Source organism: Flavobacterium sp. FG19 (assembly GCF_057809475.1).
Genome location: NZ_JBMDKA010000024.1, coordinates 1 through 24,076 on the forward strand (window position 1 = coordinate 1; position 24,076 = coordinate 24,076).

Sequence of the window (24,076 nt, forward strand, 5' to 3'; positions counted from 1 at the left end):
TTCATTTTAGATCCAGCTTACATTATCTTATATAACTTATATGGTAAATAAAAAACGTATCGCCTTTATGCTTTAAAAAAGAGGCAGAGATTCAGAGAGGCAAAGTGACAAAGGGTTTTCTGTAGAGACGCATATTAGTGTTCAGTATTTAGGTTTTGAGTATTCAGTAGAGATGTAGAGTATTTTGTCTAACACCAAGTATAAAAATTTCTCAATCCCGATAGTCATCGGGAGCAGAGATGCGAAGTTTTTTAAAGGAATATCTCCAATATTGTCATTTCGAGGAACGAGAAATCTTCGCAAGTAACTCCGCAACGTGAGTCGCCAATCTTTGTCGAGCTTCTCGTGGAGATTTGCTTCGCCTGTTCGCTAACGCTCGGGTCTCCTTACGTCGAAATGAACAAATAGTAAAAACGAGATCGGTAAAAAGAAAAAACCTTTGTGCCTTAGCGCCTTAGCGGCAAGAAAAAAGAAACCACGAACTGCATCACTGCAATCCGTGGTTTTAAAAAACTAAAAACTAATTCCAATTTAAAAAGATCCGCAGATATTGCCGCCCAGAGTAGGTCCTGCATTAGCAGTAATATCAGCTTTAACAGCACTTGCACTTAATTTTAGTATAGAATATGGCGGTGTAAATGCAGTTCCGCTTCCAACTTTAGTTCCTGTTACGTTTGTAAATACATTATCGCTGGTAACAGTTACTGCAGTATAACCTGTCATTAAATCAATTGGATTTTTTACACCTTCAAAAACATTACTTTCTACACGAATATTAGCTTCAAAACCTGCGGCAATACATTTGTTACTTACGGTACTATTAAAGAAGCTGTTTACAATATGTACTTTTCCAAAACGAACTCTTGGCATTCTTTCTTTACAGCCCGGAGCCCACCAGCATCTTGCAAAAGTGATTCTTAACTTTCCGCGGTCGCCTGTTGCGCCATCGCTTGAACCAATTAAGTTAGAAAATCTGTGATCGTCTGTTCCGCCTGAACCGCCCGCTTTTGGAGCTTTTAGGTAATGGAACTTAGAATACGAAACCGTGATATAATCTGATTTGTTTTTGATGTCGAAGTTTCCGTCAACGCCGTCTCTGAATTCACAGTGGTCTACCCATACATTAGTACATTCGTCCAGAATTGCGTTGTCCCAGCCATCAGTATCATAAGCACCCGGACCTTCAAAGATGAGGTTTCTGATGATGATGTTTTTACATCTTTTAATGTTGATGATACCAGACCCGTCTTTAGTCTGATTGGTAGAAACCAGTTTAGCACCGCTGGCACCATAAATGGTTTTTCCTGTCTGGTCCTGAAACGATAATCGGGTAGTAACCGTAATCGTTCCGGATACTTTGATCACTTTTACAGCAGTGTTCTCAATAGCCGATTTCAGCTGTGCGTAAGTAGTAACCGTAGTTTCAGAAGCAGAACCTCCTCCGGTAGTGCTTCCGTTTTGCGAAGCCCAGCCCGGAACTTCGGAGCAGTTTCCAATTTTGGCGGTTGCACTTCCGGAACTTGTCGGAGTAGTGGTTTCGATAGCCGCACTTTCATTTTCGGCTGAAGTGATTTCTTCGGTATTACATGCTGTAAAACTTAGAAATAGTGTTGTCATAAACACTGCGATTGTTGTTTTAATTTTCATAGTTCAATTAAGTTTGGTTTTTTGTGTAAAAATTTTAACAGCACAAATCTGGTTATAAAACACCTAAAAAAAGTTGAACAAGTTCAAACTTTTAAAAAAAATGCCATGAAAAATGTATTTTTAACAATTGTTGATTTACAAAAATGTAGAAATAAAATTACTTTTACGTAATCGATTACATTTCGAAGCCCCTAATAGAGAAGTAATTGAGAAAAAATTTCCAAAAAAAAACCACAACATGTACAACCTACTGCGAACAAACATTGAGCGAAAAATTCCGCTCACTGATGAAGAATGGAATACCATTGCTTCAAAAGCAGAACTGATCAAACTTAAAAAGAATCAGTTTCTGCAGATTCAGGATTCTCATAACAGTTATGAGGGATTCATTTTAAAAGGTTCTTTTAAGACGTATATCTTAAATGAAAACGGAACCGAAAGTGTCATTTTCTTTTCCTTTGAAGAAGAATGGATGTGTGATCTGGAGAGTTTTTACCATCAAAAACCGACCACTTACAACATCAAAGCGATTGAAGACAGTGAAATTCTGGTCATCAGCAAAGTCAAAAAAGCCCAGTTGTTTGAAGAAATCCCCAAGCTGATGCAGTTTCACGTCCTGATGATCGAACGGGCCAATATTGCGATACAGCAGCGGCTGCTCGATGTGCTCAACAAAACTTCCAAACAGCGTTATCTGGACTTTAAAGAACGTTATCCGCAGAAGATTCGGTCTATAAACAACAAAAACCTTTCATCGTATCTGGGCGTTTCTCATGAGTTTTTATCGAAGATTAAGAGAGCGGTTTCCTGATAGAGGTTCAAAGGTTCAGAGAGACAAAGTAACAAAGGTTTTTTCACGCAGATTTTAATATGATTTAAGCCGATCTTGCAGATTTTTTATCAATCTGCTCAAATCTGCAAAATCTGCGTGAAGCAGAATATCTTAGTAGAGACGCACCGCAGTGCGTCTAACTCACATGAAAAAATCTCGAAATCCCGATAGTCATCGGGAGCAAAGTCGTAAAACTTTTTTCTTAACCATATAAGTCATATAAGTTTATTTTAGAGCAAGCTTAAATTATCTTAATTGACTTATATGGTTTTATTTTTCTTTGCGTTTTTGCGAGGTTAAAAAAAAATTAGTGCCTTAGCGCCTTTGTGGCAAAAAGAAACTTAGTGCCAGTAAAAAATCTTAAAGCCTTTTCTCTAAATAGATAAACTCCAATGGCACTTCTGAAACGGTAGTATGAATATCGCTTTCCGGAAAAGCTTCTCTTTCACCTGTATCAACATAACCATGACGTTTGTACCAGGCCACAAGTTCCTCCCGAACTGAAATAACGGTCATGATAATACTCAATAGTCCTAAAGATTTAGCGTGATTTTCGGCTTCTGCCAAAAGTTTTTTCCCGATGCCGCCGTTTTGAAGTTCCGGAGAAACGGTCAGCATTCCTAAGTACAATTGGTGTCCTTTTTCTACCAATAAAACCGAACCGATGATTTTCTCGCTTTCTGTATATTTCAGGATCGTATTTTTTGGATTCAGGAAGATTTCCGTCATTTCGGTTTCGTCGGTTCTTTTTCCTTCCAGTAAATGCGCTTCGGTGGTCCAGCCTTTTTTAGAAGTTTCGCCTCGGTAAGCGGAGTTAATTAAAGTTACTAAGGCCGGAATGTCCTGCAGGGTCGATTTTGTAATCATTGCGATTGATGAAATTATTTTTTATTGATTGGTCTTTTATTTAAAGACGAAAACAAAAGTAAAAAATAATAAAAAAGAACTTTTCCCGAAATCAGGGTTTAACAGTTTTGGCTTTTCGGTTTAGGATATAACAGTAACTAAAATGTGCTAGCACAACGATTGTCATACCCATATTCCAGTTTTCGGTAAAATAACCAAACGGATTATAACATTCGCAGCAGTTTTGTAAAGTGTTTTCTTCCGGTAAACGAAAATAAACAGGAAGTACGATTAAAAAAAGGGAAAGAAAGACGGACAGAATAACGTAGCGGCCGTATTTGATTTTAAAATAATCTATCAGGCCGTAAAACAGCATTTGAACAATTAAGAGCAGTAGAAAAAAATGCTCCATAAAGTGAAAATTATATTCAGGACAACTGTTTTTATATTTAGCAGGTTATACAGTCGTGACGTTGTGTTTTAAACAAAAAATACTGGTTTTGGATAATGGTGTCTATGTTAACGGTATCAGTACCAAAGGTCTTTGTATACTCTTTATAGTAATCAAAATCGTTTTTGACTACTTCGATTATCAGTTTTTTCAGGTAAGCCGACTGCTGATTACGTTCTGTATAGTAGCTGTAAAGGCTGCATTTGTTGAGCATCCATTCGCTGGCACTGTATTTTTTTCGGTTTTCATTATCCACGATTTCAGCATCAGGAGTCTGTCCCAGGAGTTTTTCAAAAGTATTGTCAAACAAAGCATAAGAGTAGGTGAGTCTGCTTCCATGAAACATAAAGTCTTTTGAAATGTAGAGGTCTTTGGCCCAGATCATTATCATCATATAATAAACCACCATACTTCCGTAAATTTTGATACTTGTTTTTTTTGAAACCGGATTCAGGATCTGCGCCATATTGATCAGAAATAAAGCAGCAGCCAGCGCTATAAAAAATCCGATGAGATTGGAATTGTCATAGCTAAAGTCCTGAAAACGAAAAATAACAGCGCCCATAAATGCGACTAAAGCAAAAATCCGCAATAAAACAGCCGTTTTAGCCTTCGTACTTTCTCCGGAATCTGTGCAGAAAAAGGCAAGCAGACCTGCTAATACAGACTGTAGAAAAAACAATACGCCCATTTTTTTGTAATAAATCACGAATAAAATCAGAAACAGGATACTGATGAGAATGAAAAATATTTTTCCAATTTTCTTAAACCTGCTTTTTTCCGGCAGTATTTTTATTCCAAAGAACAACAAAGACTGTATCACCACCAGCAGCATATTGGCATTTTTATAGTAGCCGTAGTTAAAAGATCTGAAAATTTCATCGGCATAAGTAACCGAGAAGATAAAACATACCAGAATTATAAGAGAGGCTGCCAGTTCTTTTTTCATTTGATGTGGTTTTGTGATCAGTATCTTTTTTAGGTTTTCCGGAAAAGTATGGGATTAATAAAAAGCAATGTTATTTTAAGAAAGTTTTTCTCTATAAGATTTTTACTTTACCAAACATAGTGATCTGACTTGTAAAATGCTAAGTTACTATATTAAAGAAAACATTAGAGTTTATTTCCGTTTTCATCATAACCAGCAGGATAAACGCCGTATCGGTTTTTGTAATCTTCTACTGTAACAGGTTGTCCCATGTTGCCATAAAAACCATCAGGGTCTAAATTTTCCCGCCATATTTTCCATTTTTCATCTTCTTTTTCCTTTTCTTCTTTTGTCATCGCGTTTAAGCGTTCTTTTTCTTTTCTGTCGATTAATTCACCAAGTTTGTTGTGAACCTGAAATAATTGTGAATCGGTCAATTTTTCATGGCATTCAATCCATTCTTTAGATACAGGTGTTTCACCCAACATTTCGGCTAAAATTTCTAATTGTTCGTTACTTAAATTGGCTGTTAATTCTTCCGGTTTAATTCGTTTCATACCATTTAACTTTGCGGTTGGATGCTGCGTTTGTGAACGTTCCAATTGGTTTTTGAATTTCTTTGTGTTAACGAGTGTTACGCACGTGCCAGTCCTGGGTTACTCAAATATTCCCCAGATATATCTGTCGTCTACAATTGCATTTGGATTTTCACTTACTTTTTCTAAAAAAAGACTAAAGTTGCTATAAGCTCTTAGCTTATAAATGAATTGCTGGCCTGCATTGTCTACAATTATTTTCCAGACTCTTCTTTTGTTAATGGTAACCATAGTTCTTCTCACTTCGATAATTGTTGAGAGAGGATATTTAATTAAAGGCTCATTCGGTTTTATTAGGTATAAATTATTTTCATCGAAGTAGAAAATAGTGGGGTTGAAGATGAATTTTTCTAAACCCCAGAAAAATGGTGTAGGTGCCGATAATCTAAAAAGAGACCATAAATCAAGACCTGTTCTTTTTTTAAATTCTATGGCTCTTTGTTCTTTATAGTAATCAATCCAGGATTGAATTTTTGGGTAACAGAGAAGCGAAATAATAACTAATGCTAAAAAGATCAGAACAATGTTTGTGCCCATATTGAATTTGGTTATTTTTTAGTCAAACATAATAAACTTATTCAAAACTTAAAAAGAAAACAGTATCTTAAAAAAAACGAATTAGAACGCTGATAAAAACGAATTTACAAGCTTTGTATATTTAAAATTCGTATTAATTCGCGTTTTCGTGATAACGAATCCGTAAAATCCGCGTCTAAATTTTAGATTTAGTTTTTAGCAGGCTTAGTAAACAATAGTTTATATAAATAATGAAAATAGTATCTTACAAAAACAAGTTTGTTTTTTACCGAAATTAATTTTCGTTTAAGAATTTTAAATATCTTTGAATTATGAGTACAGCAATAAAACCCAAACATATCGGCAGAAATATAAGCCGTATTAGAGAGCTTAAAGATATGAAGCAGGAAGCTCTTGCCTATGCTTTAGGAATAAGCCAGCAGACTGTTTCTTCTATCGAAAACAGCGAAACGGTTGACGAACAAAAACTAATTGAGATAGCAAAAGCTCTTGATGTTTCTGTAGAAGCCATTAAAAACTTTTCGGAAGAAGCGGTTTTTAATATTATTGGAAATACTTTTCAAGATCAAAGTGCAGTTTACAATTGTAATTGTACTTTTAATCCTTTAGATAAAGTGGTTGAACTTTACGAACGTTTGGTGCAAGCTGAAAAAGATAAAGTGGAGTATTTGGAGAAGTTATTGAACGGGAAATAATTGTTTTGAAGATATATTAAATTGAAAAGAGATCTTTGATAGGTCTCTTTTTTTTGTTCTATTGTTAGTGTGATGAGCGTTCCAATTGGTTTTGAATTTCTTGTGCGACATAGTTGATGCTCGAATTGGCAAAGAATCAAATAAGTCTTAACATATTTAAAGACTACTTATTCAGATGCAAAAGGATCATTAAATTCAGCCTCTAATCTTTGGCTAGCAGTTTTTATTTTATGGACCAAATTGCAGTCATATATGGTACAAGCTGTGCTTTAAAAGCTGTAACGAAAATGCATCTTGTGGTTATACTTGAAGGTAAATCTAAAGTCCCACCAGTTCCAGAATAATTATTTTTATACTTATTTTTAAATTCATCGTATATATCTTTGTAAAGAGTTTCTGTTTCCGTTTTGACTAGAAAATGATGATCTTTATTTTTAACGAAAGAAAACCATTTATGATAAAATTTTTTGTTACCGATCTCAAAGTTTTTAAAGTCCCGTTCAAAATAGATACTTTTTCCCGTAATTATAAAATAACATTCTTCAGTCGAAGATTTTCTAGCTAAATGCATTCGAATAATATCATTGAAAATTCTTTGTTGTTCTTTCGCTTGACGAGTTTCAGGTTTTGCTAGTTTTAATTCAAAGGCATTTCTTATAATTGAGGATTTCGGAGAATCTAAAATTGTTAAATCAATTAACCGCTTTGAGAAATTCGGATGAGCACGTTGCAATTCGATTACATCCAAATTGAATCCTCCGTCATTAACTAAATAATCAGCCAATGGATATTTTATTGCATCCTCATTCATCATAAATGATCTGCCAATTTTTTCTTGAAACCCTAACCAATGCGCTATCGCGCCACCCATAGAATCTATTTTCATTTTTTTATTCCGTGTATTTTTGGATCAAAATTTGCCTGTTCCATTTCATTGATTCCATCAATAATTATTCGATACCACGGGTTATCCATATTTATATCAATGTACTGACTGTAAAGTTCATTGCCCACATACTGTGAAACAGCATTATCTAGCTCTAAAACAGGATCTCCATCACCGATATAGATTAAAACAGCAATTTTCCCTGTGTTTCCGTTGGTTAACTGAAGCTTACTTTCTTGAATTTTTATATTTTTCATTGTGAGTTTTTTTAAAATTACAGGTGACAGCTATTGCTAAAAAGGGTTTGTGACTAAGTTAAGCCCTATTTTCGGATGTGCCAAATCATCTCAAATGCAAAAGTAGATGTACTTTTATATTATTTTATAATGATCCAGATTGGGTTTCTTCCCCAAAAGTTCATTTGTATTTAATGGTGTGAATTTTGAATAATAGGTTTTGCGTTGTTCATTTTGATATTCAATTACCATAATAGCATTTTTTAAATCTTCAGTAAGCTTATTATTCAAAAGTTCTTCTGCTTTAGAATGTGTCATACCTTTTCCAATACGATAAATCATTTTTATTGTTCTTGGATTCTGAATTGTTAATGGTTCTAAAGAATTAGTATCATTTATAAATATTAGGAAAGCAACTTTGGGAACATAGATTTTTACATTGTAGGCATTTTGAACAGAATTATTCCTAATAATCAAATCAAATTTATGTTCAATTTCATAATAATATATTCCATTTTCTTCTTGTATATAATTTCCGTTTTCATTTCTGGGACTTACATTTGGAATAATTTCTCGAGCTTTTCTAAAACTTGTGTTTGAAATTAATTCTAGTTCAACAAAAGGTCTTTCTCCATTTGATGGAATTGATTTTATAAGTACAAATATTATAATTCCTAATAATGATAATGATATTAAAATTACTGGTTCATAATCCCAATTTGTATTTTTTGCCCAAATAAGTCCGCCAATAAGTCCAACAATTTCGGCTAAAAAGGTTTTGATATCTTCAAGTATTTTTTTCATATTTTGTTTTCTTGTTATTCAAATATATATATATATTCTTGCCAATTTTTAAAATTTTATGGTGAATGATGGAACCCGAGTTCTATGTTAGGATAATTAGTAAAGAAAATGGCTGAAAATAAATTCCAGCCATTTTTTATGCTTAATATAAATTAGTTACCCCAAGAAACTCTTCAACTCCTCATAAGTCCCAATCTTCACACTAACTTTCTCCTCATTAATAACGCTCTCAATTTGAGCAGGAATAGGAAGTGTAATTCCTAGCGCCGGCTCCACCACATCTAAGAATTTAATTGGATGTGCCGTTTCTAAGAAAATACCAATGGCGTTAGGGTGTTTTTCCAGTTCTTTTTTCAAACCTAAATAACCCACAGCACCATGCGGTTCTGCGATATAACCGTCTGTGTTATAAATTTTCTTTAGAGCAACTAAAGTTTCTTCATCGGTATAACTATAAGAAGAAAAGTCTTTTTCGAAAGCTTTTAAATCGTTGTTGTACAATTCCTGAATTCTAATAAAGTTGCTTGGGTTTCCAACGTCCATGGCGTTAGAGATTGTGGCTTTAGAAGGTTTTGGGTCGTATTTTCCGTTTTCTAAGAATCTTGGCACCGTGTCGTTTACGTTTGTAGAAGCAACAAAATGTTCAATTGGCAAACCTAATTTCTTTGCCATAATTCCGGCACAGATATTCCCGAAGTTGCCGCTTGGGCAAGAGAAAACTAAAGGTTTGTTTTGGCTTTTCAACGCTTTGTAAGCAAAGAAGAAATAAAACATTTGTGGCAACCAGCGCGCAATATTAATAGAGTTTGCAGAAGTCAGGTTTTTGTGCGCTAAAGTTTCGTCTAAAAATGCTTTTTTTACCATATCTTGACAATCATCAAAAACGCCGTCAACTTCAAGCGCTTTTATATTTTGCCCTAAAGTAGTCAATTGTTTTTCCTGAATATCGCTCACTTTTCCAGACGGATATAAAATAACAACATCAACGCCGTCAACGCCTAAAAATCCGCTCGCAACCGCTCCGCCTGTATCTCCGGAAGTCGCTACTAAAACGGTGTTTTTAGCTTCTTTTTTGTCTTTATTGAAATAACCCAGACAACGCGACATAAAACGCGCTCCAACGTCTTTAAACGCCATTGTTGGGCCGTGGAATAATTCTAAGGAATAGATTCCGTTTTCGACTTTCACAACAGGAAAATCAAAAACCAGAGTTTCGGCAATGATTTCTTTTAGTTTTTCTGCCGGGATTTCGTCGCCGACAAATTGTTTGATTGCTTCAAAAGCGATTTCTTCATGGCTTAAACTTTCGATTTTATCAAAAAAAGAAGGATCAAGCGGTGTAATACTTTCCGGGAAATATAATCCTTTGTCAGTGGCTAATCCTTGTATAACGGCTTCCTGAAAAGAAACTTTTGGGGCATTATGGTTTAAACTGTAGTATTTCATTTTTTTTTAGTTCTTAGTTGGTTAGTCCCTAGTCCTTAGTTCTTAGTTCTTAGTTCTTAGTGATTAGTCCTTAGTTACTGGTCTCAGTCTTTTCGACTAATTACTAAGGACTAGGGACTAAGGACTCATTTTAAATAATTCTTACGCCGTCTGGATTAATCTTCGAAACGTGAATTTCATAAGGTAAATTCATTTTTTCGTACACGTCGCTCATGGCTTTGGCGATTTTTTCGGTGGTTTCTTTTCCTTTGCTTAAAGCGAAAATCGACGGGCCGGAACCTGAAATTCCGGAACCTAAAGCACCGTTTTCGTAAGCTGTTTGTTTGATTTGGTCGAATCCTGGAATTAAAACGCTTCGAACTGGTTCAACGATTTCGTCGTGAAGTGATCTTCCTATTAAATCGTAATCTTTGGTGTAAAGACCTGCAACCAATCCGCCAACATTTCCCCATTGCGTGATGGCGCTTTTTAGCGAAACGTTTTGTTTTAAAACCGAACGGGCGTCAGAAGTTTTTAACTCAATCTGCGGGTGAACAACCGTTGCGTATAATTCTTCCGGACTGTCAATTCTGATAATATCCAAAGGCGAATAACTTCTTACCAAAGTAAAAGCGCCTAAAAGGGCAGGAGCCACGTTGTCGGCATGCGCGTTTCCGCTGGCCAATTTCTCGCCCTGCATCGCAAACTGAACCAAATCTTTACGGGAATATGGTCTTCCCAATAATTCATTAATCCCAAAAACCGCTCCGGCAGAACTGGCAGCACTGCTTCCGATTCCGCTTCCGGCTTTGATGTTTTTATAAATTTCGATTTCGAATCCAAAGTCCAATTCGTCTAATGTTTCGAGCATGGCCAAAGCCGCAACTCCGGAAACATTTTTCTCGGTTTCCAAAGGCAGATCGGCACCGACAATTTTAGTAATTCGAACTCCTTTTTGATCGACTTTTCGAACAATCATTTCATCGCCCGCATTGTCTAAGCAAAGTCCCAATACGTCAAATCCGCACGAAAGATTGGCAATTGTGGCGGGACAGAATAATTTTATTTCTTTCATTTTTTTGGTTTTTGCCACGAAGGCACAAAGTCACAAAGTTTTATTTTTTTTAAGGCTTTGGGTTTTTGCCACGAAGGCGCTAAGACGCAAAGTTTATTTTATTTTTTTAAGGCTTTGGTTTTTTGCCGCAAAGGCTAAGACACAAAGGCTTTTTTATTTTTGCGCTAAGTCTCAAAGGAAAAACTTAAAAACTTAGCGTCTTAGTGCCTTAGCGGCTATACATTTCCAATCCGTATCACGTCAGCAAAAATTCCTGATGCTGTTACCGCAGCACCGGCTCCGGCTCCTTTGATCAATAAAGGCTGATCTACATAACGATCTGTGTAGAACAATACTATATTGTCTTTTCCTTCTAAATTATAGAAAGGATGATCTTTTGGAATAAATTGCAGACCAACGCTTGCTTTTCCGTTTTCGAATTGCGCAACGTATTTCAATCTTGAATCTTTGGCCAAAGCTTCGTTGTAAATACCTTCAAAATGCGAAGCGTGTTTGATCAACGAGGCAAAGAAATCGTCGTTATTTGTTGTGGCTAAACATTCGGCAGGTAAAAACGATTCGTTGGCAATCGCGTCGATGTCCATTTCGTAACCACTTTCGCGAATCAGGATTAGGATTTTACGTGCTACGTCAATTCCGCTTAAGTCGATTTTTGGATCTGGTTCGGTGAATCCCTGAACTCCGGCTTCTTTTACTACATCGTGGAAAGAATTGTTTTCGTCAAAATTGTTGAAAATAAAGTTCAGACTTCCAGATAAAACCGCCTGGATTTTATGCACTTTATCGCCAGAAGCAATAAGGTTTTTTACAGTATCAATAATTGGCAGTCCCGCACCAACATTCGTTTCAAACAAGAAAGGAGCGTTGTATTGACGAGACAGGCTTTTCAGTTTTTTATAATTATCATAAGCAGAAGAACAGGCAATTTTGTTGCAGGTTACCACTGCAATACTTTCTTTTAAGAATTTCTCGTAGGCTTCAGAAACCGTCGCATTAGCTGTAATATCCACAAAAATACTGTTACGTAAATTCAGGTCTTTCGCTTTTTGGATGAATTCTTCAATGCTTGCCGGTTCTCCTTTATCTAAAACATTTTGCCATTCTTTTAATGAAATTCCGTCTTCATCAAAATACATTTTTCTGGAATTAGACAAAGCAATAACACGAACATTAATTTTCAGATTGTCTTTTAAGAATTTCTTCTGGCTGTGAATCTGCTCGATGAATTTTTCTCCCACATTTCCAACTCCCATTACGAACAAATTCAGCTGTTTGGTGTTTTCTTCGAAGAAATTCTCGTGTAAAGTATTCAGGGCTTTTTTAACGTCTCTTTCGTTAATTACAGTCGAAATGTTTCTTTCAGAAGCACCCTGTGCAATCGCACGAATGTTTACGTTGTTTTTTCCTAAAGTACTGAACATTCTTCCGCTTAAACCCTGGTGATTTTTCATGTTTTCACCCACCAAAGCAATAATGCAAAGATCTTTTTCTACATAACAAGGGTCGATTTTGTTTTGGGCAATTTCAATTTCAAAAGCTTTATTAATAGCAGCTTCGGCATTATCAGCATCCGAATTTAAAATTCCAATACAAATGGAGTGTTCAGAAGAAGCCTGAGTAATAAAGATTACGTTGATTTTTTCCTGAGACAATACTTCGAACAAACGTCTTGACGAACCCGCAACTCCTATCATTCCAGGACCTTCAAGTGTTAAAAGCGAAATATTATCAATATGGCTGATTCCTTTTACAACGGTGTCTTTTGAAAGAACAGTATCCGAAATTAAAGTTCCTACGGCTTCCGGTTCAAAAGTATTTTTGATTAAAATGGGAATGTTTTTTCTAAGAACTGGCTGAATAGTAGGCGGATACAACACTTTGGCGCCAAAATGCGACAACTCCATGGCTTCCTGATACGAAATATTCGCAATTGGCTGTGCCTGTTTTACAATTTTTGGATTGGCAGTAAACATTCCGTTTACGTCTGTCCAGATTTCCAGTTGTTCTGCATCAACAGCTCCGGCAATAATAGCGGCCGTATAATCAGAACCGCCTCGTCCTAAAGTCGAAGTAATTCCGTCTAAAGTCTGTGCAATAAAGCCCGGAAGTATAGTAATTTTAGACTGATTTCCGGCAAAATAATTCTGAATCAGTTTATTGGAAATTTCAAAGTTAACCGCTGCTTTTCCGAAGTTATTGTCTGTTTTAATTAATTCCCGGCTGTCTTTATAAGCGGCCTCTTTTTCAGTTTGCTGAAATGCCTGAGCAATTATAAAGGAGGAAAGTAATTCACCAAAACTCAAAATAGTGTCGGCTGTTCTTGGTGATAATTCGCCCAGTAAGAAACAACCGTCAAATAAAGTTTCTAAGTGATTGATGATTCTTTTTACATGGCTTAAAAGACTGCTTTGTTCGCTTACCGGAATGAGTTCTTTTAAGGTATCCAGGTGTTTTTTCTCGATCTCAGCTACTACATCTCTGAAGCTTTCGTCGTTTGCCGCCGCTTTTGCCGCTGCCGACTGTAATAAATCGGTTACTTTACTAAGGGCAGAAACAACCACAACTAATTGATCCTGTTTGGCTTTTTGGTTAACAATTTCGAGAACGAGTTTTATATTTTGAGCATTGGCTACCGAAGTTCCGCCAAATTTTAATACTTTCATTTTTTGATATTTTTAATAAGTTTCAAAGATTTTGAGTAACAAAGGTTACCAACTGTAAACTGAAAACTGCGACTTTTTTTTCTTTGTAAATGTTTTTCATGTATCCAATACCTTTCTTCTTTTAAGAAAAAAGTATAGACAAATCCGGATTATATGTAAAAATGTATACCCCTAAGGGGTAGTAGTTGTTGTAGAAGTAATGGTAACAGCAATTGCAGTTCCGGTTAGAACTGTCGTTGTAGCGTAATATGTAGTGCTGTTATTTTTCATTTTTGATTTTTCAAAAGTACAGCTTTTTATAAAAGTTAAAAACCTAAAAAGGCTTTTTGCGAATATTTTAATAATTTAAATCTCTATAATTCAATATTGAGCATTTGTTAAAATTAAATATGTTAAGTTGTTGTTTTGATATATTTCGGCTGGTTTGAAATTGAGATTTTGAAAAGCAATGATTTGAGTTTTAATAAAAATACGATTGAAAATCACACTGATTTCCTGAGATCACAATTATGAAATGAATAAAGGTCCTGAATCGCCTTGTGGTGAATTTTTAATTATTGTGATAAAATGTTGCTTTTTAATATGGATTTGTTGAATTTTGACATCTTAATTTGAAAAACATCATGAGAGAAATCCATTATATAAGTACTGAAACCATAACATTAGAAACACTGCAGGAGATTTTATCGCAGCATAAATCATTAGAATTGTCTGAAGAAGCTAAAGTAAACGTTCAGAAATGCCGTGATTATTTAGATAAAAAAATGGCATCGCATACGGCGCCTATTTATGGTATTAATACCGGTTTTGGTTCGCTTTACAGTGTGAAAATCTCGAATGAAAATTTATCAAAACTTCAGGAAAACTTAGTAAAATCGCACGCCTGCGGAACAGGGGAGGAAGTGCCGTCTGAAATTGTAAAGATGATGCTTTTACTTAAAATTCAGTCTTTGAGTTATGGACATTCCGGAGTGCAGCTTAAAACATTGGAGCGTTTAGTAGATTTTTATAATCATGATATTCTTCCGGTAATTTATACTCAAGGTTCACTTGGTGCTTCGGGAGATTTGGCTCCTTTGGCACATTTATCTCTGCCTTTAATTGGAGAAGGAGTGGTGTTTTTTGAAGGAAAGAAAACAGCTTCTGCTGAAGTTTTAAAACATTTTAACTGGGAACCAATCGTTTTACAGTCCAAAGAAGGTCTGGCTTTATTAAACGGAACGCAGTTTATGAGTGCTTACGGTGCTCATATTTTAATTAAGGCTTATAAATATTCGTATCTCGCCGATTTAATCGGAACTATTTCTTTAGAAGGTTTTGACGGAAGAATTGAGCCATTTAACGAATTGATACATTATATACGTCCGCACAAAGGACAAATTGTAACGGCACAGCGTATCACTGAATTTTTGGACGGAAGTGAAATTATCGTTCAGGAAAAGAAACACGTTCAGGATCCATATTCTTTCCGTTGCATGCCGCAGGTTCACGGTGCTTCCAAAGATGCAATTGATTATGTTCGAAAAGTATTCAAAACAGAAATTAATTCCGTAACCGATAATCCTAATATATTTACAGAAGCGGACCAGATTATTTCGGGAGGGAATTTCCACGGACAGCCTTTGGCATTGGCTTTAGATTTTCTGGCAATCGCTTTGGCTGAATTAGGAAGTATTTCAGAAAGAAGAACCTACCAGTTAATTTCCGGACTTCGTAACCTTCCGGCGTTTTTAGTAGATAATCCGGGATTGAATTCTGGTTTTATGATTCCGCAGTATACAGCTGCCAGTATTGCCAGTCAGAACAAACAATTGGCAACGCCGGCAAGTATTGATAGTATTGTTTCCAGTAACGGTCAGGAAGATCATGTGAGCATGGGAGCGAACGGAGCAACAAAAGCCTTACGAATTTTAGATAATCTGGAGCGTATTTTAGCGATCGAATTACTGAATGCTTCACAGGCTATAGCTTACAGAGAGCCTCTGAAATCAAGTGATTTTATCGAAATGTTCCTGAGCAGCTACAGAGAAGTAGTGCCTTTTGTAAAAGAGGACCGAATCTTACATAATGACATAGAAAACACGGTGTTATTCCTTGAGAGTTTCCAAATAGAAAACGATTTATTAACAATGGCTTAACATTGTAAAATATTATTGAAGTAATTTTGCACTATCAAAAATATAAAAATGTCAATAAACAGTATTTTCCAATTTTTAGTGCCGAAAGACAAGAAATTCTTTCCACTTTTTGAAGAGGCTTCAAGCAATTTAATTGAATTAGCTTCTAACTTACACGAAGCTGTAAACCTTCCATTAAAAGAAAGAGAAATTCTTTTTCAAAAGATTGACGAATTAGAACAAAAAGGAGAGGATATTACCCGTCAGACTAACTTAGAGTTAAGCAGAAACTTTATTACTCCTTTTGACAGAGAAGATATCCATACATTAATTACTTCTATCGATAACGTTGCCGATTACCTTCACGGGGCATCCAGCCGTATGAGATTGTATCAGGTTGATAAGATTACCAAATCGATCCGAAAAATGACAGAAATCAACCTTGAAGCTTGTCAGAATATTGACAGTGCGGTTAAAGAGTTGAGAAATCTACAAAATTTTAAAGTTATTAAAGACGCTTGTGCCAGAATCAATAAACTTGAAAACAAGTCTGATAACGTATATAACAAAGCAGTTTTTGAAATTTTTGAAAACGAAACAGATGCTAAAAATATCATTAAATACAAAGAGGTATTATCTGTTTTAGAATCTGCAACAGACAAATGTAAGAGTGTTGCGAACATACTGGAATCTATTTCTGTAAAACATTCTTAATTCAATTTTTCATTCTGAAGTTATAATCTTATGACTATACTTATTTTAATTATAGTACTGGCTTTAATTTTTGATTACATCAATGGTTTTCATGATGCGGCCAATGCTATAGCGACTGTTGTTGCAACAAAGGTGCTGACACCTTTTCAGGCGGTTGTCTGGGCAGCATTTTTTAACTTTCTGGCGTATTGGGTTTTCGGATTTGGTGTTGCAGATACTGTTGCTAAAACAGCTCATACCATGGAAATTAACCTGGTAGTAATTTTAGCCGGAGTTATAGCCGCAATCTGCTGGAACTTATTAACCTGGTGGTTAGGAATTCCTTCGAGTTCTTCTCATACACTTATTGGAGGTTTTGCGGGTGCTGCAGTAGCGCATGCAATAGCAGTTCATGGTTTCTCCGGTTATGTTGGAGAAGACGGGGCAACGCATTACTGGTATGAAATTGTAAGCTGGTATAAGGCCGGAAAAGACGGAGGAATGCCTTCGGGAGTTATTATCATTATTGCTTTTATTGTTTTAGCCCCGCTTTTAGGAGCTCTGGCATCGTATTTAATTTCAATTTGGTTATTAAACGCTTCCCGAAAAAGTATTGGACCTAAAATCTTTACTGTAGCTTTAATGCTTGCAACTATTTGGTTTGTTTACGTTCAGATGGTTTCTTATGATGAAATTGTAGAGCATGGTAAACCTCGTTTTGACTCTCATTTCTGGAGTGTAGTATTTGATTCACATAATATTAAATGGTTCTTAGTTGCTTTTATTGTTTTAACTGTCAGCGGGTTTTGTTTGATATTCAGTAGTCTGAACTTACATCAGGCAGATGCGGCTTTAAAGAAAATGCAATTATTATCTTCTGCGGCATTTAGTTTAGGGCACGGAGGAAATGACTCTCAAAAAGTAATGGGTATTATTGCAGCTGCGGTTGCGGTTTATATCAATACCAATCCCGGAGTTCATATGGATGCCTGGTTAGATGTGGTTCTGCCAAATGAAGATTTAGGTGTTAAAGGAGTAATGCCGGGCTGGATTCCGTTAGCTTGTTATTCTGCAATTGCAGCCGGAACTTTAAGCGGTGGATGGAAGATTGTAAAAACAATGGGTTCTAAAATTACAAAAGTAAGCTCGTTTGAAGGTGTGGCTGCTGAAACTGCCGGAGCTTTAACGCTTTATTTTACAGAACACTTAAAAATCCCGGTAAGTACAACACATACTATTACAGGATCTATTATTGGTGTTGGATTAACAAAACGTGTTTCTGCAGTACGCTGGGGGGTTACAGTAAGTTTAGTCTGGGCCTGGATTTTGACCATTCCAATTTCAGCTATATTAGCAGGTTTGGTTTACTTTATACTGAGTGTATTTATTTAGTAAAATGATTATGATGAAATGTGAGATGTAAATGCTCATTTTCTTAAAATAGTAAAAGCCGGTTTCAATTTGAAATCGGCTTTTTGGGTTTAAATAATTAATTGGTAAAGTAATATATTTGATTCCAATTTAAAATCCGTTTTATGACAGATCAAAAAACTTTAAAGCAAATAGAAAGAATAAAAATAAAGCTTTTTTTGGCACAAGAGAAAGATGCAGATTTTGAAGTGTTTGGGGCAGATAGTCATGAATATGTGGTGGGAAAAGTGGTAGGTGAGGATGTTATTTTGAAATTTGAAAAGGACTATGAAATTTCTCTTCCTGAATGTTATAAGGCATTTTTATTAAATGTTGGAAATGGTGGAAAATCATATGAAAAATCTGCAGCCGGGCCAGGTTATGGGATATTTCCTCTTGGAAAAAATGTTGCAGAATTTGTTTATAGTAATCCGGAGAAATATTTAAAACAAGATTGTAGGCTTTATCCCGAAATGAGTAATGATTTTTGGGAAGATCTCAATAAGAGAATTGATGACGATATTTCTGATGAAGATTTCGAAGATGAATTAGGGAAAATTTTCTCCGGCATTTTACCTCTTGGTACGGAAGGCTGTACGTATTATTACGGACTTGTTTTAAATGGAGAATTTAAGGGAAAGGTCGTAAATATTGATATTGACAGACGTAAACCTTACTTTGCATTTGAATCTAATTTTTTGGATTGGTATGAACACTGGCTGGATGAAATTACAGAAGGAGCTGAAGGTTTTGATGCTGATTTCTTTGATTATACATTGGGAGGGACCGTAAGTCATATTTTGGAAGTATATTTTTCAACGGATTCAATTGATACTAAAATGAACTGCTTATTTGGGATCTTAAAAAAGAAAAATCTTGATTTCGGAACCATTAATTTAGTAGAAGAGCAGTATAAAATCAACTCCGGTGCAATTCAGAAAAGACTACTTCAAATCTTGACTAAATTTGATTATGAAAGAGCTTATCCTCATTTGCTTGATTTTACAAAAGTTAGTTTGTTAGACGTTTTTCAGTGTGTATTTTGGTATGCAAAAGATAAAAGTTCTGATTGGTTAGAAACGATCAGGTCAAATGCTGATGTAATAAATGATGAAGAAATGTTTCGATTTTGTACTTATCTGCTGAAAGAAACGAATTTGGATTACGGTGATATTCTTATTCCTTTTACTTCTAATAAAAATGAAAACATTAGAATTAGTGCTTATTATACTTTAGGTCAATTGAAGAATAAAGCCGATTACACCGCTGTTTTTGCAGTGGGGCTTAGCGATATTTCAGATAGAGTTATTCACACGGTTTTAAAGGCTTTAAATGGAGTAGAAGATCCCAGGCTTTTAAAACATTATAAAAATATTGCAGAACGATTTCCAAAAGAAAAAGATCATATTTTAGTAAACTTAAATCAACGGCTTAATTCTTTTGGGTTAACAAATGAAACAATCAAAAAAACGAATTTAGATAACTATTAAAAAGAGAGCCGATTTCCATTTGAAATCGGCTCTCTTTTTAAGGCTTTTGGAGATCTTTGTGATTGTGTTTACGTTTATAATGCGTTTGTTTGAGATGTTTTTGGTCATTAGAAATGATGCTGATACTTCCGTCAATTTCGAGCATGGCAAGTTTTATATCAGTTAAATGCTCCAGGCCATGTTCGCGTGCGGCTTCTTTTAGTTCTTCATGAGAAATATCTAATCGGCTTAAAGCTTTAAAGTCCAGTTTTCCATCGTGAATTAGGACTTCAGGTTTATCAAGTAATAGATTGTTTAAAGTCTTATATCTGCGGGTTAATTTTTTGATCGCAAAATTGATTATAAATAAAACCAGCGCCGCGATTAAACCTCCGGCAAGACTGGTATCGGGACCCACCATAGCGTTTTGAACTGAATTGCTGATGAGCAGAATCAGGATAATATCGGCCGTGTTTAATTGAGAAAGTTCTTTTTTGCCAAAGATTCGCAAAGCAATCGTCATGAAAAAATAGACAGCAACGCTTCGGATGATTATGTCTAAGTATGGAAATTGTATCATTTTGCTATTTTTTGTTTATTAAAGTTAAAGAAAAAAGCTTTGTCAAAGTTTTAAACTTCGACAAAGCTTGTAAATTATAGATTAAGAATTAAGTTTAAATGAACTTAATTACAACTTAAAATTCTTTTCAATGGCTTTAATCATTTCTCCGGCAACATCTTTATTGGTGGCGCCTTCAATTCCTTCAAGGCCCGGAGAAGAGTTTACTTCCAGTAATAAAGGTCCTTTTGAAGAACGGATAATGTCAACACCGGCTACTTTTAAATCCATTGCTTTTGCGGCTTTAATGGCGATTTTTTTCTCTTCAGGAGTCACTTTTATGACCGATGCAGTTCCGCCAAGGTGGATATTGGCTCTGAATTCGCCCGGCATCGCTTCACGCTGAATGGCGGCGACTACTTTTCCGTCAATCACAAAACAGCGAATGTCTTTTCCATTGGCTTCTTTGATGAATTCCTGCACCAGAATGTTGGCATTTAAACTTTTAAAAGCATTAATAACACTTTCTGCCGCTTTTTTAGTTTCTGCCAGAACAACCCCTTTTCCCTGCGTTCCTTCTAATAATTTTACAATCAGAGGGGAACCGCCAACCATTTTAATTAAATTGTCGGTATCGAGCGGAGAATTGGCAAATCCGGTTGTTGGAATATCGATTCCGCTGTTTAAAAGTAACTGTAACGAATATAATTTATCTCTTGATTGTGTAATCGCTGTAGCTGAATTTAAAACAAAAACCTTTAAAGCTTCAAACTGACGTGTTAATGCACAGCCGTAAAAAGTAATACTTGGTCGGATTCTCGGAATAATAGCATCGAATTCGTTTAGGATTTTCCCGCCCCTGTAGTGTATTTCAGGTTTTTTGGCGTCCAGTTTCATGTAACATTCCTTGATGTTCAGGAAATGCATTTCATGGCCGCGCATTTCGCCGGCCTCCATAATACGTTTGTTGCTGTATAATTCAGGATTACTGGCCAGAAGACCAATTCGTAAACCTGTGGTTGCTTTTTCTGAGTTTTGGTATAATTCTTTTAAAGTTTCAGGCGAAGGCTGTCCCAGAAGATATTTTTGTTCCGGATCTACCAAAACCCTTCCACTCATGGCTTCACGTCCTAAAAGCATTCGGAATCCCATAGAATCACGATTGGTTAAAGTCATTTCGATTGGCCATTTGGCATCGCCAATTTTTAAATGGGTCTGAATAACGTAACGATGTTCTCTGTAACCACTGGAACTTTTTACAATTCTTTTGTCAACCAGAGGAGCTTCGCAGTGAATAATAGTTTTAATGTTATTCTGAATCGGGTTAATGTCAAATTTTACCCAATTGGCATCATTTTTTATAAAAGGAGCTATGTTGATAGCGTGCATTGCCGAAGTTTTGGCACCAGAATCGACACGAGCCTTTATTGTCGGGATTCCAAGTTCTGGAAATGAGCACCATTCTTCGCTGCCTAAAATGACTTTGTTTTGAAGCATATTTTGTTTTTTTGTTAAAGAATTTAAATTCAAAAATAGCTATTTGCTTTTACTAAAGATAGTAAATTATCCAAAAAAAATACCCGTTAAGTTATGAAAACGTAACGGGTAAGTTATTTTTGTTATAAATTTTAACTAATTTATTGATTTGTCGGCTCTTCGGCTTTGTGTATCTCTACTGAAAGTTCTTGTGAATCCTCTTTTAAATCCATCATGATTTCATCACCTGAATGTATTTTTGAAGTGATGATTTCTTCGGCTAACAAATCTTCAACATATTTTTGAATGGCTCGCTTAAGCGGTCTTGCACCAAACTGTTTGTCAAAACCTTTTTCGGCAATAAAGGCTTTTGCTTTGTCTGTTAAGGTTAATTTGTAACCTAACTCGGCAATACGTGAATATAGTTTTTTCAATTCGATTTCGATAATCACATCGATATCTGCTTTTTCTAAACTGTTGAATACAATCACGTCGTCAATTCTGTTTAAGAACTCAGGGGCAAAAGTTTTCTTTAAAGCATTTTCGATAACGCTTTTAGAATTTTCATCAGCCTGTGCCACTTTTGCGGCAGTTCCAAATCCAACACCTTGTCCGAAGTCTTTTAACTGACGGGCTCCCACGTTTGAAGTCATAATAATGATCGTGTTTTTAAAATCAATTTTACGACCTAAGCTGTCGGTTAAATATCCGTCATCTAAAACCTGAAGCATCATATTGAATACATCCGGGTGTGCTTTTTCGATCTCGTCTAAAAGTACTACGCAATATGGTTTTCTACGAACTTTTTCGGTTAACTGACCGCCTTCTTCGTACCCAACATATCCCGGAGGCGCTCCAACTAAACGGGAGATCGCAAATTTCTCCATGTATTCGCTCATATCAATACGAACTAAAGCATCTTCAGAATCGAATAGTTCTTTAGCCAGTACTTTAGCCAGCTGTGTTTTACCAACACCGGTCTGACCTAAGAAAATAAAGGAACCAATTGGTTTATTAGGATCTTTAAGTCCGGCTCTGTTACGTTGAATAGAACGTGCAATTTTAAGAACCGCATCATTCTGACCGATTACTTTGTTCTGAATTAATTCAGGTAATTTGGCTAATTTGTTGCTTTCTGTTTGTGCAATTCTGTTTACAGGGATTCCGGTCATCATCGAAACAACATCGGCTACATTATCTTCTGTAACTTCAATTCGGTTGTTTTTAGAATCTTCTTCCCATTGTTCCTGAGCGGTAGCAAGATCTTTTTCAATACGTTTCTCGTCATCGCGAAGTTTGGCAGCTTCTTCATATTTCTGTTTTTTAACTACCATGTTCTTCATTTCGCGAACTTCTTCTAACTGGCGTTCCAAATCTAAAATTTGTTTTGGAACATCAATATTCGTAATGTGTACACGTGAACCCGCTTCGTCAAGAGCATCAATAGCCTTGTCTGGTAAGAAACGCTCAGACATATAACGGTCTGTAAGTTTAACACAGGCCTCAATAGCTTCCGGTGTATACGTTACATTGTGGTGATCTTCGTATTTGTCTTTTACGTTGTTCAGAATGGCAATTGTTTCCTCAACAGAAGTTGGTTCTACAATTACTTTTTGGAAACGTCTTTCTAAGGCTCCGTCTTTTTCAATATACTGTCTGTACTCATCCAGAGTAGTAGCACCAATACACTGAATTTCACCTCTTGCTAAAGCAGGTTTAAACATGTTGGAAGCATCCAGTGAACCAGTTGCTCCTCCGGCACCTACTATGGTGTGGATTTCATCAATAAAAAGAATGATGTCATCGTTTTTTTCCAGCTCGTTCATTACGGCTTTCATTCTTTCCTCAAACTGTCCTCTGTATTTAGTTCCGGCAACTAAGCTCGCTAAATCAAGAGTTACCACGCGTTTGTGGAAAAGAATACGGGATACTTTCTTTTGGATAATTCGAAGAGCAAGTCCTTCTGCAATGGCAGATTTACCTACTCCCGGTTCTCCGATAAGAAGCGGATTGTTCTTTTTTCGTCGGCTTAAAATTTGTGAAACACGTTCAATTTCTTTTTCGCGTCCTACAACAGGATCCAGTTTTCCTTCTTCTGCCATTTCTGTTAAATCTCTCCCAAAATTATCTAAAACCGGAGTCTTTGATTTTTTGTTTGACTTATTGGCGGGATTATTAAAACTGCTTTCCTTTAGACTGTCATCTTGTCCTGAATCGTCATTGTACGATTCGTTTCTTGGCAAGTTTTCTAAGAATTCTTCTTCGTTTGGCGTCATGTTTAAGTATTGTTCTTTAGCTACGTCATAATCTATTTTCAGTTTATTCAGTAACTTGGTTGTTGGATCGTTTTCGTTTCGTAAGATACACAGCAGCAGATGAGCAGTGCTAATCGACGAACTTTGAAATACTTTAGCTTCAAGAAAAGTGGTCTTCAGGGCTCTTTCTGCCTGTCGGGTAAGATGAAGGTTTTTCTTTTCAGTATTTACTTCAACGCTGTGATTGGCCGGACTCAGGACTTCTACTTTCCTGCGTAAATGATCTAAATCAACTGCCAGGTTATTAAGTATATGGATAGCTTTACCATTACCATCTCTTAAAATACCCAGCATCAGATGTTCAGTACCAATAAAGTCGTGTCCTAAACGAAGGGCTTCTTCTTTACTGTACGTAATAACATCTTTTACTCTTGGTGAAAAATTATCATCCATAATATATAATTGGTAGTGTAAAT

General features: G+C 35.9%; 20 protein-coding genes. 6 read left to right on the forward strand and 14 right to left on the reverse strand.

All coding sequences use genetic code 11. From position 1 onward, the window contains the following. Nucleotides 1–531: 531 nt before the first annotated feature. Entirely contained in the window at nucleotides 532–1,647 is a 1,116-nt protein-coding gene (locus ACODST_RS20630) for a pectate lyase family protein (RefSeq protein WP_488933977.1), read from the reverse strand. A gap of 238 nt (nucleotides 1,648–1,885) precedes the next feature. Between ACODST_RS20630 and ACODST_RS20635 the strand changes: the two genes are divergently transcribed. Then, on the forward strand, nucleotides 1,886–2,458 hold the full coding sequence (locus ACODST_RS20635; RefSeq protein ID WP_488933978.1) for a Crp/Fnr family transcriptional regulator: 573 nt from the start codon (nucleotides 1,886–1,888) through the stop codon (nucleotides 2,456–2,458). A 381-nt stretch (nucleotides 2,459–2,839) separates the two neighbouring features. Here ACODST_RS20635 and ACODST_RS20640 read toward each other — a convergent pair whose 3' ends face one another. From ACODST_RS20640 to ACODST_RS20655, 4 genes are all read right to left on the reverse strand, one after another. Then, complete coding sequence (locus ACODST_RS20640) at nucleotides 2,840–3,346, reverse strand: GNAT family N-acetyltransferase (RefSeq protein WP_488933979.1); 507 nt, start codon at nucleotides 3,344–3,346, stop codon at nucleotides 2,840–2,842. 428 nt (nucleotides 3,347–3,774) lie between these two features. Next, entirely contained in the window at nucleotides 3,775–4,725 is a 951-nt protein-coding gene (locus ACODST_RS20645) for a hypothetical protein (protein ID WP_488933980.1), read from the reverse strand. A 164-nt stretch (nucleotides 4,726–4,889) separates the two neighbouring features. Then, nucleotides 4,890–5,261: a hypothetical protein gene (locus ACODST_RS20650; RefSeq protein ID WP_488933981.1), complete on the reverse strand. Its 372-nt coding sequence runs from the start codon at nucleotides 5,259–5,261 to the stop codon at nucleotides 4,890–4,892. A gap of 99 nt (nucleotides 5,262–5,360) precedes the next feature. Further along, the gene (locus ACODST_RS20655; protein WP_488933982.1) at nucleotides 5,361–5,837 is read right to left on the reverse strand and encodes a hypothetical protein; all 477 of its coding nucleotides are present in this window, start codon (nucleotides 5,835–5,837) and stop codon (nucleotides 5,361–5,363) included. A 311-nt stretch (nucleotides 5,838–6,148) separates the two neighbouring features. On the opposite strand from ACODST_RS20655, the gene ACODST_RS20660 reads away from it, so the two are divergent. Next, complete coding sequence (locus ACODST_RS20660; protein ID WP_488933983.1) at nucleotides 6,149–6,532, forward strand: helix-turn-helix domain-containing protein; 384 nt, start codon at nucleotides 6,149–6,151, stop codon at nucleotides 6,530–6,532. Between the two features lie 223 nt (nucleotides 6,533–6,755). On the opposite strand, the gene ACODST_RS20665 is transcribed toward ACODST_RS20660, so the two are convergent. The 6 genes from ACODST_RS20665 to thrA form a co-directional block, all read right to left on the reverse strand. Continuing rightward, entirely contained in the window at nucleotides 6,756–7,418 is a 663-nt protein-coding gene (locus ACODST_RS20665; protein WP_488933984.1) for a hypothetical protein, read from the reverse strand. After that, nucleotides 7,415–7,675: a hypothetical protein gene (locus ACODST_RS20670; RefSeq protein ID WP_488933985.1), complete on the reverse strand. Its 261-nt coding sequence runs from the start codon at nucleotides 7,673–7,675 to the stop codon at nucleotides 7,415–7,417. The genes ACODST_RS20665 and ACODST_RS20670 overlap by 4 nt, the downstream gene beginning before the upstream one ends. A gap of 114 nt (nucleotides 7,676–7,789) precedes the next feature. Further along, a complete protein-coding gene (locus ACODST_RS20675; protein ID WP_488933986.1) occupies nucleotides 7,790–8,458 on the reverse strand; it encodes a hypothetical protein in 669 nt (222 codons plus the stop codon). 156 nt (nucleotides 8,459–8,614) lie between these two features. Continuing rightward, nucleotides 8,615–9,904, reverse strand: a complete 1,290-nt coding sequence (gene thrC, locus ACODST_RS20680) for a threonine synthase (RefSeq protein ID WP_488933987.1) — start codon at nucleotides 9,902–9,904, stop codon at nucleotides 8,615–8,617. Between the two features lie 130 nt (nucleotides 9,905–10,034). Beyond that, complete coding sequence (locus ACODST_RS20685) at nucleotides 10,035–10,958, reverse strand: homoserine kinase (protein WP_488933988.1); 924 nt, start codon at nucleotides 10,956–10,958, stop codon at nucleotides 10,035–10,037. Between the two features lie 215 nt (nucleotides 10,959–11,173). After that, nucleotides 11,174–13,621 carry a bifunctional aspartate kinase/homoserine dehydrogenase I gene (gene thrA / locus ACODST_RS20690; protein WP_488933989.1) on the reverse strand — a complete coding sequence of 816 codons (2,448 nt, stop codon included), beginning with the start codon at nucleotides 13,619–13,621 and terminating at the stop codon, nucleotides 11,174–11,176. Nucleotides 13,622–14,244: 623 nt separating this feature from the next. Between thrA and hutH the strand changes: the two genes are divergently transcribed. From hutH to ACODST_RS20710, 4 genes are all read left to right on the forward strand, one after another. After that, a complete protein-coding gene (gene hutH, locus ACODST_RS20695) occupies nucleotides 14,245–15,759 on the forward strand; it encodes a histidine ammonia-lyase (protein ID WP_488933990.1) in 1,515 nt (504 codons plus the stop codon). A 48-nt stretch (nucleotides 15,760–15,807) separates the two neighbouring features. Next, nucleotides 15,808–16,452 (forward strand): DUF47 domain-containing protein, encoded by a 645-nt coding sequence (locus ACODST_RS20700; RefSeq protein ID WP_008462731.1) that lies wholly within the window; start codon nucleotides 15,808–15,810, stop codon nucleotides 16,450–16,452. A 30-nt stretch (nucleotides 16,453–16,482) separates the two neighbouring features. Beyond that, complete coding sequence (locus ACODST_RS20705; protein WP_488933991.1) at nucleotides 16,483–17,823, forward strand: inorganic phosphate transporter; 1,341 nt, start codon at nucleotides 16,483–16,485, stop codon at nucleotides 17,821–17,823. A gap of 143 nt (nucleotides 17,824–17,966) precedes the next feature. Further along, nucleotides 17,967–19,331, forward strand: a complete 1,365-nt coding sequence (locus ACODST_RS20710; protein ID WP_488933992.1) for an SMI1/KNR4 family protein — start codon at nucleotides 17,967–17,969, stop codon at nucleotides 19,329–19,331. A gap of 37 nt (nucleotides 19,332–19,368) precedes the next feature. On the opposite strand, the gene ACODST_RS20715 is transcribed toward ACODST_RS20710, so the two are convergent. The 3 genes from ACODST_RS20715 to ACODST_RS20725 all read right to left on the reverse strand — a co-directional run bounded on the left by ACODST_RS20715 (nucleotide 19,369) and on the right by ACODST_RS20725 (nucleotide 24,053). Further along, entirely contained in the window at nucleotides 19,369–19,890 is a 522-nt protein-coding gene (locus ACODST_RS20715; protein WP_488933993.1) for a DUF421 domain-containing protein, read from the reverse strand. Nucleotides 19,891–19,998: 108 nt separating this feature from the next. Then, complete coding sequence (gene rimK / locus ACODST_RS20720; protein ID WP_488933994.1) at nucleotides 19,999–21,366, reverse strand: 30S ribosomal protein S6--L-glutamate ligase; 1,368 nt, start codon at nucleotides 21,364–21,366, stop codon at nucleotides 19,999–20,001. A gap of 140 nt (nucleotides 21,367–21,506) precedes the next feature. Further along, nucleotides 21,507–24,053, reverse strand: coding sequence for an ATP-dependent Clp protease ATP-binding subunit (locus ACODST_RS20725; RefSeq protein ID WP_488933995.1), 2,547 nt, complete (start codon nucleotides 24,051–24,053; stop codon nucleotides 21,507–21,509). Nucleotides 24,054–24,076: the final 23 nt, after the last annotated feature.

Excerpts from the sequence above, each read along its gene's own strand:
- ACODST_RS20660 (WP_488933983.1), top strand. The coding sequence starts at position 6,149 with ATGAGTACAGCAATAAAACCCAAACATATCGGCAGAAATATAAGCCGT.
- ACODST_RS20645 (WP_488933980.1), bottom strand. The coding sequence starts at position 4,725 with ATGAAAAAAGAACTGGCAGCCTCTCTTATAATTCTGGTATGTTTTATC.
- ACODST_RS20650 (WP_488933981.1), bottom strand. The coding sequence starts at position 5,261 with ATGAAACGAATTAAACCGGAAGAATTAACAGCCAATTTAAGTAACGAA.
- ACODST_RS20725 (WP_488933995.1), bottom strand. The coding sequence starts at position 24,053 with ATGGATGATAATTTTTCACCAAGAGTAAAAGATGTTATTACGTACAGT.
- ACODST_RS20675 (WP_488933986.1), bottom strand. The coding sequence starts at position 8,458 with ATGAAAAAAATACTTGAAGATATCAAAACCTTTTTAGCCGAAATTGTT.
- ACODST_RS20710 (WP_488933992.1), top strand. The coding sequence starts at position 17,967 with ATGACAGATCAAAAAACTTTAAAGCAAATAGAAAGAATAAAAATAAAG.
- ACODST_RS20685 (WP_488933988.1), bottom strand. The coding sequence starts at position 10,958 with ATGAAAGAAATAAAATTATTCTGTCCCGCCACAATTGCCAATCTTTCG.
- thrA (WP_488933989.1), bottom strand. The coding sequence starts at position 13,621 with ATGAAAGTATTAAAATTTGGCGGAACTTCGGTAGCCAATGCTCAAAAT.
- ACODST_RS20700 (WP_008462731.1), top strand. The coding sequence starts at position 15,808 with ATGTCAATAAACAGTATTTTCCAATTTTTAGTGCCGAAAGACAAGAAA.
- thrC (WP_488933987.1), bottom strand. The coding sequence starts at position 9,904 with ATGAAATACTACAGTTTAAACCATAATGCCCCAAAAGTTTCTTTTCAG.
- ACODST_RS20655 (WP_488933982.1), bottom strand. The coding sequence starts at position 5,837 with ATGGGCACAAACATTGTTCTGATCTTTTTAGCATTAGTTATTATTTCG.
- ACODST_RS20705 (WP_488933991.1), top strand. The coding sequence starts at position 16,483 with ATGACTATACTTATTTTAATTATAGTACTGGCTTTAATTTTTGATTAC.
- ACODST_RS20670 (WP_488933985.1), bottom strand. The coding sequence starts at position 7,675 with ATGAAAAATATAAAAATTCAAGAAAGTAAGCTTCAGTTAACCAACGGA.
- ACODST_RS20665 (WP_488933984.1), bottom strand. The coding sequence starts at position 7,418 with ATGAAAATAGATTCTATGGGTGGCGCGATAGCGCATTGGTTAGGGTTT.
- hutH (WP_488933990.1), top strand. The coding sequence starts at position 14,245 with ATGAGAGAAATCCATTATATAAGTACTGAAACCATAACATTAGAAACA.
- ACODST_RS20630 (WP_488933977.1), bottom strand. The coding sequence starts at position 1,647 with ATGAAAATTAAAACAACAATCGCAGTGTTTATGACAACACTATTTCTA.
- ACODST_RS20640 (WP_488933979.1), bottom strand. The coding sequence starts at position 3,346 with ATGATTACAAAATCGACCCTGCAGGACATTCCGGCCTTAGTAACTTTA.
- rimK (WP_488933994.1), bottom strand. The coding sequence starts at position 21,366 with ATGCTTCAAAACAAAGTCATTTTAGGCAGCGAAGAATGGTGCTCATTT.
- ACODST_RS20715 (WP_488933993.1), bottom strand. The coding sequence starts at position 19,890 with ATGATACAATTTCCATACTTAGACATAATCATCCGAAGCGTTGCTGTC.
- ACODST_RS20635 (WP_488933978.1), top strand. The coding sequence starts at position 1,886 with ATGTACAACCTACTGCGAACAAACATTGAGCGAAAAATTCCGCTCACT.